The organism is Nonomuraea solani (assembly GCF_900108335.1).
In the GTDB taxonomy this organism is placed as follows: domain Bacteria; phylum Actinomycetota; class Actinomycetes; order Streptosporangiales; family Streptosporangiaceae; genus Nonomuraea; species Nonomuraea solani.
The window spans coordinates 1-12,500 of sequence record NZ_FNVT01000024.1 but is presented as its reverse complement, the minus strand read 5'-3'; the positions used below and the strand labels follow the sequence as shown (position 1 = coordinate 12,500).

Sequence of the window (12,500 nt, the reverse complement as noted above, 5' to 3'; positions counted from 1 at the left end):
CCCTTACCCGGTGTAGTTCTTCCCCAGAGGCTTGCCGGGGATCGGCTTGGCGATGAGCGCGACCGGGATGAAGAAGCAGATCTGGGCGATCGTGATGGTGATCGTCCAGAGCGCCTTGTCGTCGTAGTGGGCGGCGGCCCTGGCGTACAGGTCGTCGCCGACGCGCTCCCCGGACGGGTTCGGGGTGAGGACGGCCTCCACGAGCTCCAGCGCGACCCGTTCCGCGTCGGTGAAGTAGGGGGCGTCCTGCCATGACGACACGGCGGTGATGCGCTCCTCCGTCTCCCCGGCCTGGCGGAGGATGCCGCTCTGCCGGACCGTGTGGTACGTGCTGCCGACGATCTGCCCGGCGCGGAGCTGCATCAGGTGGATCGTGGCCTTCGGGATCGAACCGTTCAAGGTGGCCTTGGTCATGCCCCCGGCGACGGCTCCGAGCTCGGGGAAGAACCGGGCGGGGTCGGGCAGACGCGATTCGAGGTCGTCCTGCTGTGCGGACATCGTGATGCCTTCCTGAGTGCTGGCCTGAGTGCTGGCCTGAGTGCTGGCCTGAGTGCTGGCCTGAGTGCTGGCCTGAGTGCTGGCCTGAGTGCTGGCCTGAGTGCTGGCCTGAGTGCTGGATGGTGCTTCAGCGGTCCGACGACGCAGCCCCCGGAAATGTGAGCCTCACAATTCGGGGGGCTGCGTCGTCGGGTCACCGAAACGCCCGTCCTGCAGCAGCCGAGGAGTCACCCGTGTTCTTGCGCGTCGCGATCATTCTTCAGACGCTGGCCCTTTTCGCCGCGCCGATCACCGCCGGACTGCTGCTGTCCGTACCCGGCGGGCAAGCCTGGCACAGCGCTTCGGCGTACGGGGTGTTCGCCATCGGGCTGGTGCACCTGGCCGCCGCGATCCTGGTGTGGCGGCCGGGCGGTGGCTCGCCCAGGCCCATCCTGTACGCGGCCGGCTTCTTCGCCCTCACGCTGGCGCAGATCGCTTTGGGCATCGCGGGGGCGAAGACCCTGCACGTTCCCTTGGGCGTGCTGATGTTCGGCCTGAGCGTCTTCCAGCTCAGCCGCTATGAGGATGTCACGCGGGGGCGGCGGGCCACGTAGACCCGGGCGGGCGGCAGGTTGCGCCAGACCGTCGCGGTCGTCACGACCTCCTCGAACCGGGTCCGCAGGTCACCGCGGAGCCGCCGCGCCGGGGCGGCCCAGCGCGTCCAGGTGTAGGCGAACTGCGTGTAGACCCCGGCGGGGGACAGGACGCCGGCGACGGACTCGATCAGCGGCGGCCGCCCGGCGTACGCGACCCACGGCAGCCCGCTGACCACGACGTCCACCGGCCCGACGCCCAGCTCGGCGAGCAGGCCGGGCAGGTGTACGGCGTCCGCGCACACCACCTCGGCCGACGGGTACGCCCGCGCGATCTCCGCCGCGAACCTGCCGTTGAGCTCGACCACGACGTGCCTGCCCCGGCCGCGCAGGCGTCGCTGGACGGCGGAGGTAAAGGCGCCCGTGCCCGCGCCGAGCTCGACCACCACCGGTTCGCCGCGCTCGGGAACGCCCGCCACCATCTGCGCCGCCAGCCACGCCGAGCTCGGCAGCACCGAGGCCGTACGCAGGGGCGATCTGACGAATTCCCGCAGAAAGCGGCGGCGGGTGCCCTGATCGGTCGTCACAGTCCCGCATCCTCGCGCACCTGTGACGACGCGACCCGACTCAGAGATGACGATCAGGCGTGGGCGGGGTGGCGAGAACGCGCCGCCAGTGCTCGGCCGCCTGGATCATGTCCTGGCTGGTGTGGTTCAGGAAACGGGAGACGAGCTCCAGCCTGGCGCCGGCCGGGGTGCCGGCGCCGTAGATCTCGATGCCCGTCCGCGCGACCTCGGCCACCATGAGGTTCCTGCGGACGCTCGCCAGGAACGCCCGATACCAGACGTCGTCGTCGATGGCGTACCGCTCGCGCCGCCCCCGGGGGTCACGCTCGCGTTTGACCAGCTCCTGCTCCTCCAGGTACGCGATCGCGGTGGAGACCGAGGCCGGGCTGACCCGCAGCCGCTGGGCCAGCTCCTTGGCCGTGACCACGCCGGAGTCCGTGCCGTAGAGGCAGGTCAGGACCCTCGACATCATCCGGGGCAGCCCCGTCTGGACGAGCAGATCGACGAAGTGCTCCTCGAACGCGCGCACCGCCTCGGGGTCGCGCCCGTACGCCGCCGTGGTGGCCCGCGCCGGCGTGATCGGTTTGGGCTTGCGGCGGCGAGCGCGCCGCTCGGCCGCCTGGTGGGCCCGGTCGGCCAGGTAGCCGCCCGCGCCGCCGTTGCGGATGACCTCCCTGCTCACGGTGGAGGTCGGCCGGTTGAGGCGCCGGGCGATCTCGGCGTAGCCGAGCCCCTCCGCCAGACCTGTCGCGATGTGCCTGCGGTCCTGCTGGGTCAGCCTGCCACCCGACATCCGCCCTCCTTCTGTTGCAATTTCCGCCGTTGCGTTAAGCGCCAATGCCATCGCAATTATATCTGGCCGTTCACCTGCATATATGCCGATATATGCCAGCGTATCGGTTTGACAGAAATATTGAACGCAACGTAGCTTTCTGACATCTCCGAACACGTACTATCTCGAAAGGACGCATTATGACCGGAATTCTTGCCTGCCTGTTCGCCGCCTCCCTGGCGGTGGGTGGCGACCACGCGGGCACTCAGCGCGTGCTCGACCAGGCCGTGACCGGCGGCGGCGTGCCCGGCATCCTCGCCGACGTCCGCGACCCGAGCGGGACGTGGTTCGGCACGGCGGGCGTGGCCGACACCGAGACCGGCCGCGAGCGCCGGCGGCACGATCGCTTCCGCGTCGGCAGCATCACCAAGGCGTTCACCTCGACCGTCGTGCTGAAGCTCGCGGCCGAGCGCCGGCTGAGCCTCGACGACACCGTGGAGAAGTGGCTGCCCGGCGTGGTGCGCGGCAACGGCCACGACGGAAGCAAGATCACCATCAGGCGGCTGCTCAACCAGACCAGCGGCGTCTTCAACTACAGCATGGACAAGGAGCTGCTGGCCCGGTACATCGGGCCCGCCTTCCTCAAGCACCGCTTCGACTCGATCCGTCCCGCGGAACTGGTCAAGGTCGCCATGCGCAACCCGCCCGCCTTCGCCCCCGGCAAGGGCTGGGGCTATTCCAACACCAACTTCGTCCTCGCCGGGATGATCATCGAGAAGGTCACGGGCAGGTCGTACGACGTGGAGGTCGAGCGGCGGATCACCGATCCGCTCGGCATGACCGCGACGTACGTGCCACGCGAGGAGACGAAGCTGCGCGGACCGCACTCACGCCACTACTCGAAGCTCTCGCTGCCCGAGCCCGACGCCAAGGTGTACGACGTCACCGAGATGAACGCCTCCACGGCCTGGGCGGCCGGCGGCATCGTCTCGACCGCCGGAGACCTGCAGAAGTTCTACCGGGCGCTGCTGGGCGGCCGGTTGCTGCCGCCCGCGCAGCAGAAGGAGATGTTCACCGGCGTCTCGACCGAGGGCGGGGGCTGGATCCCGAACACCACGTACGGGCTCGGCGTCTTCTGGCAGAAACTGTCCTGCGGGGTGACGGCCTGGGGTGGTGGCGGCGCGATCAACGGCTCCTGGACGTACGCGATGGGCAGCCGCGATGGCAAGCGCATGGTGGTGAGCAACGTCAACGGCGACTGGGGCAACCCAATCGCCACCTTCACCGAGGTGCTGGAGGCCGAGCTGTGTTCCTAGGTCAGATCGACGGGCCGTACGCGTAGTTTGGCGGCGATGCGGGCCAGCGCCTCCTGGTCGTCGGCGTCGAGCGGGTCGAGCACGAACTGCCGCACCGCCCGTACGTGGGTGGGCGCGGCGGCGACCACCACCTCGTAGCCGAGGTCGGTGAGGGCGGCGACGGTGTAGCGGCCGTTGCCGGGGTCGGGTGAGCGCTCCACCCAGCCCCGCTGCTCGAACCGTTTGACGACGTTGGACAGGCGCGACAGGGAGCCGTTGGCCAGGTAGGCCAGCTCGCTCATCCGCAGCCGGCGCTCCGGGGCCTCCGAGATGTGGCTGAGCGTCAGGTACTCGAAGAGGGTCAGGCCGGCCCCGTGCTGCAGTGGCGACTCCAGCCTTCCCGGCAGCAGCAGGACCAGTGACACCAGCCCGGTCCAGGCCTCCTTCTCGTCCGCGGTCAGCCACGGCGTCTCGTCGGCGTTCGGGGTGATGGCCATAGGGGTCAGCTTATCGAGCGACTCTGACTTCACGTGTGAAGTCTGATACGGTCACTTCACACGTGAAGTCAACTGTGGAGGGATCACCATGAGCAAGCCCGAGTTCTTCGCCACGCCCGGCTATGGGGAGACGCAGCTCGCCAACATGCACTACCACCAGGCGGTCCGGATCGGCGACCGGGTCGAGACCTCGGGGCAGGGAGGATGGGACGACGACTGGAACTTTCCCGAGGATCTCGAAGCCGAGATCGTCCAGGCCTTCGAGAACGTCGAGCGCACCCTCGCCCTGGCCGGCGCCACGTGGCGGGACGTCGTCGCCGTGGACTCCTACCACATTCCCGACGCCGCCGACTTCATCGGTGAGGTCCACAACCGCGTCATGGTGGCGCAGTTCCGCGAGCGGATGGGCGATCGCGCGCCCATCTGGACCGAGATCGGCGTCGCGGCCCTCGGCGCCCCGAAAATGCGCGTCGAGATCCGCGCCACCGCCATCCTCGGCCCCAGCACCTGACCGATCCCACTCGGAAAAGTCCTTCCCGTTGGCAAGAAAGGGCGTCCGGATTTTCCTACGGTTTTCTCATGATCCTTGACCAGATGGCGGCGGACCGGACGAAACCCGGTGCCCAGGACCCGCTGTGGGCGGCTCTCGCCGCGCCGGGAAAGCGGCACGGAAAATGGAGCGACGAGCAATTCCCGGCCACCGGGACCGACCAGGTGAATGATGACCTGGCCTGGCTGGAAGGGCTCGGAATCCGATCGGGCGCTGGACTTCGGCTACATGCGCGTCACCCCGGCCCGGCGGTGTGCTGCTCACCGCCATTCCCGACCGGACCACGCATCCTCCGCTGGGCGCGGCCGTCGCGATGATTCCCCAGCCGTCCCTGCGATTCTTTCAGCGGGTTATTCCTCGCTGTCCGGCACCTCATCGTGATACGTCCCGGCGCGCTCAGGGCGTCCGCACGGAAGCTCATGCTCCGAACAAAGAGATCGCCTTTTCCTATCACGTGGCATGCGAAGAAGAAAATTCACCGAAATAGCCCTTCCCAACCGGCGATTCCGAACTCAACATGTAAAAGTTCGCCAGAATCGCTTTCAGGAAAGGAAGATCATGCAGCCACGCTCAAGGCACGCCGCAATCGTCTTAGCCACATTGCTGGCCGTCTCGGGGATGAGCGCGACCGCGTCGGCCGCCGCGGAGAAGCCCTCCGCACCGGCGGCCGGGGTGGTGAACAAGGCACAAACCCAAAGCCTGCTCGACTTCTGGACCGAGGACCGCATGCGCGCGGCCACGCCGGAGCCGGTCCCGGTGGCGGACCCCAAGCAGATCCAGGAGCAGGTCGAGAACGTCCTGCCGGGCCTGGCCGCCGAGGGCTCGCTGCCGGCGAAGCGGCTCGGCACGAGCTCGGAGAAGGGTCCGCTGGCCGGCTCGAAGGCCGAACGGTGGGGGCAGCAGGGGAGCATGCCCGCCATCACGATCGGCAAGATCTACTTCACCCGCACCAACAACACCAACGGCTACTGCAGCGGCAGCGTCATCAACGCCAGCAATCGCAGCACGGTGTGGACGGCCGGTCACTGCATCCACGCCGGTGGCGGGGGCACCGGAAACTACTTCCGCAACATCATCTTCGTCCCCGACGCCGACAACAACAGAGAGCCGTGGGGCCGGTGGACGTGGCGGTACGCCAACACCACGATCGGCTGGCAGGACAGCGGGAACCTGCGCTACGACGTCGCCGCCATCGCGTTCAACTCCCAGCCCGCCCACGGCAACCTGCAGGACTGGACGGGCTCGCAGGGCTACAAGTTCAACCAGGGCCAGGCGTGGAGCGGCGTCAACACCTTCGGCTTCCCGCAGGACGGCTACCAGCGCACCGACTTCAGCGGCAACGACCTGTGGTACTGCCTCGGCAACACCACCCGCGCGAGCTCGTCCGACGACCGCATCCACATCAACTGCGACATGCACCACGGGGCCAGCGGCGGGCCCTGGCTGCAGGACCTGCAGGTGAGCCGGGGCTGGGGCTACATCATCGGCGCCTACAGCCACCGCGACTTCGCCAACGGGGCGCCCACCAACATCGTCGCGAAGTCGGCGAACCACGGTGACGGCGCCATCAACGTCTTCAACGACGTGTCGGTCCGCTGAGCGCTCAGCCCGGACTGGCCTCACGCATGCGTTCGGTGGTCCAGTAGGACGCGACGTCCTCGGGGGATTGGTCGTTCCACGATCCCCGGGCCGCGTCGCCGGGATCGCTCGCCCGGATGATCACGATGGTCGCCGCCGCCAGCACGAGCGCGGCGGCGACCGCCAGCAACGCGACGGCTCGTCGGCTCATGCCCCCATCGTACGCCGGGGCGGGTCAACAGTACGGCCGGTATCAGCGGCCCGCGTTCACGAGGAGGTCGCCGGCCTCCGTGCGGTCGTACAGCACGGACTGCCCGACGCGCCGCCGCTCCACCAGGCCCGCGTCGAGCAGCACCCTCAGGTGGCGCCCCACCGAGCCGAGCCCCTGCCCGGTGAGCGCCACGAGCTGGGTGGTGCTCTTCGGGGTGTCCAGCAGCACGAGCACGCCCGCCCGCGCCGCCCCGAGAGCGGTACGGGCTGCTCAACGAGATCCTCGACCGGGACGGCTTCCTGCTCGGCAGGTCGGTCGTGAACGCGTCGGCCGGCGTCATGCAGATCTTCGGGTTCGCGGCCGGTGGCGTGCTGATGGCGGTGCTGTCGCCGCGCGGCACGCTGCTCGCGGGCGCCGGCCTCTACCTGGCCGCGGCGGTCGCCGCCCGCTTCGGGCTCACCCGCAGGCCGCCGCGCGCCGCCGGTCGCCTGTCGGTGCGCGACACCTGGCGGGGCAACGCCCGGCTGTGGTCGTCGCGGCAGCGCCGGTACGTGTTCCTGGCGCTGTGGGTGCCGAACGGGCTGATCGTCGGATGTGAGTCCCTGTTCGTCCCGTACGCGCCCGCGCACGCCGGGCCGTTGTTCGCCGCGGCCGCCGCCGGGATGCTGGCCGGTGACGTGCTGGCCGGGCGGTTCGTGCCGCCGTCGTGGCGGGCGCGGCTCGGGGTGCCCCTGTTGCTGCTGCTCGCCCTGCCGTACACGATCTTCGCTCTGCGCCCGGGGCCGCCCGTGGCGATGGCCGTGGTCGCGGCGGCCTCGATCGGGTACGGGGCGAGCCTGCTGCTGCAGGAGAGGCTGATGGCGCTGACCCCCGAGGAGCTGAGCGGGCACGCGCTCGGGCTGCATTCCTCGGGCATGCTCACCATGCAGGGCGTGGGCGCGCTGATCGCCGGGACCGCCGCGCAGCTCACCTCACCCGCGACGGCGATGGCGATCTTGACCGCGGCCTCGGCCGCGGTCACCCTGATTCTCGGGAGATTGTCAGACCCCCGCGCGCCCGGTCACCCGCGCGCGTTCTCCTTCGCCGCGAACCGCCCGGCGCAGAAGCGTTCGTAGTTGTCGGTGGTCGACAGGGAGCGCGGTTCCGCCCGATCCAGGTACAGGACGCCGTTCAGGTGGTCGGTCTCGTGCTGGGCGATCCGCGCCGGCCAGCCGGACAGCTCCAGCTCGTACGCCCGCCCGCCCCCGTCGAGGGCCGACAGATGGACCTGCGTGTGACGCGGGACCACGGCCGTCAGCCCTTCGACGCTCAGGCACCCCTCGTAGAACGCGTGGTAGCGCGACCCCAGCGGAGTGACGACGGGGTTGACGAGCTCCAGCGCCGGCTGGGGCACGCGTTCGCGCTCCGCGGCGAGCTCCGGCGGCACGTCGGCGACGTCCTCGATGACGGCCAGCGCCAGCGGGATGCCGATCTGCGGCGCGGCGAGCCCCACCCCGACGCCCGGCAGGTGCCGGAACATCGCGTCGAGCAGCTCACGCAGCAGCCCGTCGGGAAGCTGGCCGTCGTACGGCTCGGCCGTGCCGCGCAGCACCGGGTCGCCGACCTGGGTGATGGACCAGGGCCGGGGTGCCGCCAGCAGCGCGTGCACCCGCTCGATCAGCTCTTCGCCGTGTTCCATAAGGGTCCTTTCACATCGGATCAGACCATAGAACACCCGAAGCCACCGATCTTCCTAGTGTCACCAGGCGACGGGCAGCTCGTAGGCGCCGTAGACGAACCCGTCGTGCTTGAACGGGATCTGGTCCACCCCGGCGGCGAGCGCCAGCGTCGGAACGCGCCGCAGCAGGGTGGTGTAGGCGACCTGCAGCTCCATCCGCGCCAGCGGCTGCCCCAGGCACTGGTGCACCCCGAAGCCGAAGGCCACCTGGCGGCGCGCGTCGCGCTGGACGTCGAGCCGGTCGGGGTCGGGGAAGACGGCCGGGTCGCGGTTGGCGGTCTCGTTGACCACGACGATGCCCTCACCGGCCTTGATGGTCTGGCCGGCGATCTCGATGTCCGCCAGAGCCACCCGGCGCAGCCCGCCGTGCGTGATCGTGAGGTAGCGCAGCAGCTCCTCGACCGCCGAGGTCACCAGCCTGGGGTCGCCGTCGCGGACGAGTTCGAGCTGGTCGGGGTGCTGCAGCAGGGCCAGCGTGCCCAGGGCGATCATGTTGGCCGTGGTCTCGTGCCCCGCGAACAACATCAGCACACCCATGCGGGCCGCTTCCGGCCGTGACAGCTCACCGGCCTTGATCCGCTCGACCAGCCCGGACAGCAGGTCGTCGCCGGGATTGTCGAGCTTCTCGCCGATCAGCCCGTCCAGGTACACGGCCAGTCGATACTGCGCCTGTCCCCGCTCCTCGGGCGTCGAGTTGCGGTTGATGATGGTCTTGCTGTTTCCCTGGAAGAACTCGTGTTCGTCGTACGGCACCCCGAGCAGGTTCGAGATGACCAGCGACGGCAGCGGCAGCGCGAACGCCTCCACCAGATCGGCGGGCTTCGGCCCGGCGAGCATGGCGTCGATCAGGTCGTCCGCGATCCGCTGGGTGGCCGGCCGCATCGCCTCCACCCGCTTGACGGTGAACGCCGAGGTGACCATCCGCCGCAGCCGGGCGTGCTCGGGGTCGTCCATCATGATGAAGCCGAGCCCGGCCGAGCCCTCTTCCGCGGCGGCCGCCATGCTCTCCATCGCGGCCGCCTCCGCAGGGGACAGCCTCGGGATGCCGCGCGCGGGCTCGACGCTGACGTCGGGGTGGCCGAGTACGGCGCGGTGCGCCGCGTGGCCGGTCACCAGCCACGACGTGCTGCCGTCCCACAGCCGGACCCGGGTCAGCGGGCCCTCCTCCTGCCGGGCCCGCATCGCGGGCGCCGGGTCGAGCGGGCACGTCGCGGACCTGGCGATGTCGTACTCAGGGTAGGTCGTCACTGGTTCCTCCTCGAAGTCATGCGGATCCGGCGACCAGGGAGGCCGCGGTGAGCTGCTGCCGGTGTTGCCGGGCCTGTTTGGGCATGTTCCAGCCCAGGACGCCGGTGACCTGGCCGTCTCTGTGGTAGGTGGCGACGAAGCGGCGTTCGGCCAGGTTGCCTTCCACGATGGACACCTCGGCGTCCGGGGAAAGCGTGCCGTGCACGTGGATCTTGGCGTCGAACTGGTCGGTCCAGAAGTAGGGGATCGGGGTGTAGGGGCGGTCGTCGCCGAGGATGGTGCCGGCGACGGCGATGGCCTGTTCGGTGGCGTTGGTGCGGTTCTCCAGCCGTACCGGCCTGCCCAGGGTTTCGTGGTGCCAGCGGGCCACGTCGCCGACCGCGTAAATGCCGTCGGCCGCGCGGCAGCGGGAGTCGCACACCAGCCCGTCGTCCAGGTCGAGCCCGCTGCCGGCGAGCCACTCGGTGGCCGGGGTGGCGCCGAAGGCGACCACGACCACGTCGGCGGGCAGCACGTCGCCGGTCGCCAGGCGTACGCCGGTGACGCGGCCGTGCCGTTCGGTCAGTTCGCTGACCGGGGCGCCGAGCCGCAGGTCGACGCCGCGTTCGGTGTGCAGGTCGGCGAGCAGGCCGGCGACGGGTTGTCCGAGCTGGCAGGCCAGCGGCGCCGGTTGCGGTCCGGCCAGGGTCACCGAGACGCCCATGCCACGCGCGGTGGCGGCGACCTCGGCGCCGAGCACGCCGTCGCCGACGACGACCAGACGCGAGCAGGACGGCAGGTCCGTACGCAGCGCGAGCGCGTCATCGAGCGTGCGAAGCACGTGCACTCCGGCCAGGCCCGCCTGCCCCGGCAGCGTACGGGACCGCAGCCCGGTGGCCACGACCACGGCGCCGGCGCTCAGAACGCGGCCCGCCGCGGTGCGCACGGTACGGGCCGGGACGTCCAGGTCGGTCGCCGGGTCGCCGAGGATGAACTCGGCGTCGAGCGCGGACAGCGCGGCGGGCTGCCGCAACTGGGCACGCTCGGGTTCCCAGGCGCCGGACAGGACCTGTTTGGACAGCGGCGGCCGGTCGTAGGGCAGGTGGGGTTCGGCGCCGAGCACGGTGATCCGGCCCGTGTGGCCCTTGCGGCGCAGGGCCTCGACGGTGGCCAGCCCGGCGGCGGAGGCGCCGACCACGAGCACGTGGTCCGGGGTGTTCACGCGTCCTCGCTCAGGAAGATCGCCGCTCCGGGGCAGACGTCGGCGGACTCGCGGACGGCCGGGTGGAGCTCTTCGGACGGCCGTTCGTTCAGCAGGATCACGATGCCGTCCTCGTCGCGCTGGTCGAACACGTCCGGCGCGAGCAGCACGCACGTACCGGCGCCGCAGCATTTGTCCTGGTCAATAGTCACTTTCATCGTTCGTCCTTACGTTGTCGGGGCAGGAAGGCGGCGATGGCGAGGGCCGCGAGGGCGGCGCCGGCGCAGATGGCCAGGACCGTGCGCAGGCCGTTCTGGGAAGGGAGGGTGGTGCCGCCAAGGGTGATGGTCAGGTGGGCCAGGACGGTGCCGGCGAGCGCGCTGGAGACGGAGGTGCCAATGGCGCGCATGAGGGTGTTGAGGCTGTTGGCGGCGGCGGTTTCGGATATCGGGACGGCGGCCATGACGAGGGCGGGCATGGCGCCGTAGGCGAGTCCGACGCCGGCGCCGAGGATGCAGGCGACCAGTACGAGGTGCCAGATGGCCGACATGAGCACGATGGCCAGGCCGTAGCCGGTGGCGACGACGAGGGCGCCGAGCATGAGGGTGATGTTGGGGCCGTGGGTGGCGGAGATGCGGGCCGACCAGCGGGAGACGACCATCATGACCAGGCCCTGGGGTGCGAGGACGAGGCCGACGGTGAGCATGCTCTGGCCGAGGCCGTAGCCGGTGGTGGTGGGCAGTTGCAGCAGTTGCGGCAGCACGAGGGACAAGCCGAACATCGCGAAGCCGAAGGTGGCGGAGGACAGGTTGGTGAGCAGTACTTGGCGTTGGGTGCTGGTGCGCAGGTCGATCAGGGGGTGCCGGGTGCGTCGTTGCCACCAGGCCCAGGCGGGCAGCACGATGGCGGCGGTGGTGAGCAGGCCGAGGGTGGCGGCGCTGGTCCAGCCCCAGTCGGTGCCTTTGGAGATGGCCAGGAGCAGGCAGACCAGGATGGTGGACAGGCCGGCGGCGCCGATGAGATCGAAGCGGCCGCCCGTGCGGACGCGGGATTCCGGGATGAGGGTGAGCACCAGCACCGCCGCGATGGCGCCGAGTCCGGCGGAGATCCAGAACAGGATGTGCCAGTCGGCGTGGTCGGCGATGAGTGCGGCGGCGGGCAGGCCGATGGCGCCGCCGATGCCCATGGAGGAGCTCATGGTGGCGGTGGCGGTGCCGAGGCGTTCGGGTGGCAGTTCGTCGCGCATGATGCTGATGCCGAGCGGGATCACCCCGGCCGACAGTCCTTGCAGCGCCCGTCCGACGATCATCGGGGTCAGGCCGGTGGACAGGGCGGCGATCGCCGAGCCGGCCGTCAGCAGGGCGAGGCTGATGAGCAGCATGCGGCGCTTGCCGACCATGTCGCCCAGCCGGCCCACCACGGGGGTGGCCACCGCGGCGGCGAGCAGGGTGGCGGTTACCGCCCAGGTGGCGTCGGCGGGGGAGGCGCCCAGCAGGGCGGGGAGGCGCGGGACCAGCGGGATGACCAGGGTCTGCATGGAGGCGGTGACGATCCCGGCGAAGGCCAGGACCGCGACGAGCCCGCCCGGCCGCGGCGGCGCGGACTCCCGGGGGTCGGTGGGTCTGGCGAGAGTGTGGGGCACGGCAAAGCCTCCGGATAAAGCGTGTGATTGATTCGATTAAACCATATGATTTACATGGGTGGCGCCTACGATGCGGTGAGGTGGACAGGGAGGAGAGGGTGATGGCGGGCAGGACTGCGCGGCCCGAGCGGGGGGCCGCGACGCGGGAGGTGATCTTGGCCACCGCGGAGCGGC

16 protein-coding genes are annotated in these 12,500 nt (G+C 70.3%); 5 read left to right on the top strand and 11 right to left on the bottom strand.

What is annotated here, in order from left to right; translation table 11 throughout:
- Positions 1 to 3 precede the first annotated feature (3 nt).
- Positions 4 to 498, bottom strand: a complete 495-nt coding sequence (locus C4V41_RS50115; protein WP_200824788.1) for a carboxymuconolactone decarboxylase family protein — start codon at positions 496 to 498, stop codon at positions 4 to 6.
- 233 nt (positions 499 to 731) lie between these two features.
- Here C4V41_RS50115 and C4V41_RS50110 point away from each other — a divergent pair, with 233 nt between their 5' ends.
- Positions 732 to 1,091 (top strand): hypothetical protein, encoded by a 360-nt coding sequence (locus C4V41_RS50110; protein ID WP_103963153.1) that lies wholly within the window; start codon positions 732 to 734, stop codon positions 1,089 to 1,091.
- On the opposite strand, the gene C4V41_RS50105 is transcribed toward C4V41_RS50110, so the two are convergent.
- Both C4V41_RS50105 and C4V41_RS50100 read right to left on the bottom strand, forming a co-directional pair.
- A complete protein-coding gene (locus C4V41_RS50105) occupies positions 1,055 to 1,657 on the bottom strand; it encodes a class I SAM-dependent methyltransferase (protein WP_103963152.1) in 603 nt (200 codons plus the stop codon). The two genes, C4V41_RS50110 and C4V41_RS50105, sit on opposite strands and share 37 nt — an antisense overlap.
- A gap of 40 nt (positions 1,658 to 1,697) precedes the next feature.
- The gene (locus C4V41_RS50100; RefSeq protein WP_103963151.1) at positions 1,698 to 2,429 is read right to left on the bottom strand and encodes a GbsR/MarR family transcriptional regulator; all 732 of its coding nucleotides are present in this window, start codon (positions 2,427 to 2,429) and stop codon (positions 1,698 to 1,700) included.
- Between the two features lie 179 nt (positions 2,430 to 2,608).
- On the opposite strand from C4V41_RS50100, the gene C4V41_RS50095 reads away from it, so the two are divergent.
- Positions 2,609 to 3,724, top strand: a complete 1,116-nt coding sequence (locus C4V41_RS50095; protein ID WP_103963150.1) for a serine hydrolase domain-containing protein — start codon at positions 2,609 to 2,611, stop codon at positions 3,722 to 3,724.
- Here C4V41_RS50095 and C4V41_RS50090 read toward each other — a convergent pair.
- Complete coding sequence (locus C4V41_RS50090; protein ID WP_200824787.1) at positions 3,721 to 4,200, bottom strand: MarR family winged helix-turn-helix transcriptional regulator; 480 nt, start codon at positions 4,198 to 4,200, stop codon at positions 3,721 to 3,723. The two genes, C4V41_RS50095 and C4V41_RS50090, sit on opposite strands and share 4 nt — an antisense overlap.
- Positions 4,201 to 4,288: 88 nt before the next feature.
- On the opposite strand from C4V41_RS50090, the gene C4V41_RS50085 reads away from it, so the two are divergent.
- Both C4V41_RS50085 and C4V41_RS50075 read left to right on the top strand, forming a co-directional pair.
- Complete coding sequence (locus tag C4V41_RS50085; RefSeq protein WP_103963149.1) at positions 4,289 to 4,711, top strand: Rid family hydrolase; 423 nt, start codon at positions 4,289 to 4,291, stop codon at positions 4,709 to 4,711.
- Positions 4,712 to 5,368: 657 nt separating this feature from the next.
- Positions 5,369 to 6,349, top strand: coding sequence for a trypsin-like serine peptidase (locus C4V41_RS50075; protein ID WP_146104095.1), 981 nt, complete (start codon positions 5,369 to 5,371; stop codon positions 6,347 to 6,349).
- Between the two features lie 4 nt (positions 6,350 to 6,353).
- Here C4V41_RS50075 and C4V41_RS61255 read toward each other — a convergent pair whose 3' ends face one another.
- Positions 6,354 to 6,539: a hypothetical protein gene (locus tag C4V41_RS61255; protein ID WP_146104094.1), complete on the bottom strand. Its 186-nt coding sequence runs from the start codon at positions 6,537 to 6,539 to the stop codon at positions 6,354 to 6,356.
- 42 nt (positions 6,540 to 6,581) lie between these two features.
- On the bottom strand, positions 6,582 to 6,773 hold the full coding sequence (locus C4V41_RS50070; RefSeq protein ID WP_235030887.1) for an ArsR/SmtB family transcription factor: 192 nt from the start codon (positions 6,771 to 6,773) through the stop codon (positions 6,582 to 6,584).
- 83 nt (positions 6,774 to 6,856) lie between these two features.
- Between C4V41_RS50070 and C4V41_RS50065 the strand changes: the two genes are divergently transcribed.
- Positions 6,857 to 7,654, top strand: coding sequence for an MFS transporter (locus C4V41_RS50065; protein WP_200824786.1), 798 nt, complete (start codon positions 6,857 to 6,859; stop codon positions 7,652 to 7,654).
- On the opposite strand, the gene C4V41_RS50060 is transcribed toward C4V41_RS50065, so the two are convergent.
- From C4V41_RS50060 to C4V41_RS50040, 5 genes are read right to left on the bottom strand one after another with little or no spacing between them, the layout of a single operon-like run.
- On the bottom strand, positions 7,600 to 8,217 hold the full coding sequence (locus C4V41_RS50060; RefSeq protein WP_103963146.1) for a peptide deformylase: 618 nt from the start codon (positions 8,215 to 8,217) through the stop codon (positions 7,600 to 7,602). The two genes, C4V41_RS50065 and C4V41_RS50060, sit on opposite strands and share 55 nt — an antisense overlap.
- Positions 8,218 to 8,277: 60 nt before the next feature.
- Positions 8,278 to 9,504, bottom strand: coding sequence for a cytochrome P450 (locus tag C4V41_RS50055; RefSeq protein ID WP_235030886.1), 1,227 nt, complete (start codon positions 9,502 to 9,504; stop codon positions 8,278 to 8,280).
- A 16-nt stretch (positions 9,505 to 9,520) separates the two neighbouring features.
- Positions 9,521 to 10,705, bottom strand: coding sequence for an NAD(P)/FAD-dependent oxidoreductase (locus C4V41_RS50050; protein WP_103963145.1), 1,185 nt, complete (start codon positions 10,703 to 10,705; stop codon positions 9,521 to 9,523).
- Positions 10,702 to 10,902 (bottom strand): ferredoxin, encoded by a 201-nt coding sequence (locus C4V41_RS50045; RefSeq protein ID WP_103963144.1) that lies wholly within the window; start codon positions 10,900 to 10,902, stop codon positions 10,702 to 10,704. Before C4V41_RS50045 ends, C4V41_RS50050 begins: the two co-directional genes overlap by 4 nt.
- Positions 10,899 to 12,326, bottom strand: coding sequence for an MFS transporter (locus C4V41_RS50040; RefSeq protein WP_268808870.1), 1,428 nt, complete (start codon positions 12,324 to 12,326; stop codon positions 10,899 to 10,901). The genes C4V41_RS50045 and C4V41_RS50040 overlap by 4 nt, the downstream gene beginning before the upstream one ends.
- Positions 12,327 to 12,500: the final 174 nt, after the last annotated feature.

What these genes read in the sequence shown, in the direction of transcription:
- C4V41_RS50115 (WP_200824788.1), bottom strand. Translation starts at nt 498, where the DNA reads ATGTCCGCACAGCAGGACGACCTCGAATCGCGTCTGCCCGACCCCGCC.
- C4V41_RS50100 (WP_103963151.1), bottom strand. Translation starts at nt 2,429, where the DNA reads ATGTCGGGTGGCAGGCTGACCCAGCAGGACCGCAGGCACATCGCGACA.
- C4V41_RS50095 (WP_103963150.1), top strand. Translation starts at nt 2,609, where the DNA reads ATGACCGGAATTCTTGCCTGCCTGTTCGCCGCCTCCCTGGCGGTGGGT.
- C4V41_RS50090 (WP_200824787.1), bottom strand. Translation starts at nt 4,200, where the DNA reads ATGGCCATCACCCCGAACGCCGACGAGACGCCGTGGCTGACCGCGGAC.
- C4V41_RS50085 (WP_103963149.1), top strand. Translation starts at nt 4,289, where the DNA reads ATGAGCAAGCCCGAGTTCTTCGCCACGCCCGGCTATGGGGAGACGCAG.
- C4V41_RS50075 (WP_146104095.1), top strand. Translation starts at nt 5,369, where the DNA reads ATGAGCGCGACCGCGTCGGCCGCCGCGGAGAAGCCCTCCGCACCGGCG.
- C4V41_RS61255 (WP_146104094.1), bottom strand. Translation starts at nt 6,539, where the DNA reads ATGAGCCGACGAGCCGTCGCGTTGCTGGCGGTCGCCGCCGCGCTCGTG.
- C4V41_RS50060 (WP_103963146.1), bottom strand. Translation starts at nt 8,217, where the DNA reads ATGGAACACGGCGAAGAGCTGATCGAGCGGGTGCACGCGCTGCTGGCG.
- C4V41_RS50045 (WP_103963144.1), bottom strand. Translation starts at nt 10,902, where the DNA reads ATGAAAGTGACTATTGACCAGGACAAATGCTGCGGCGCCGGTACGTGC.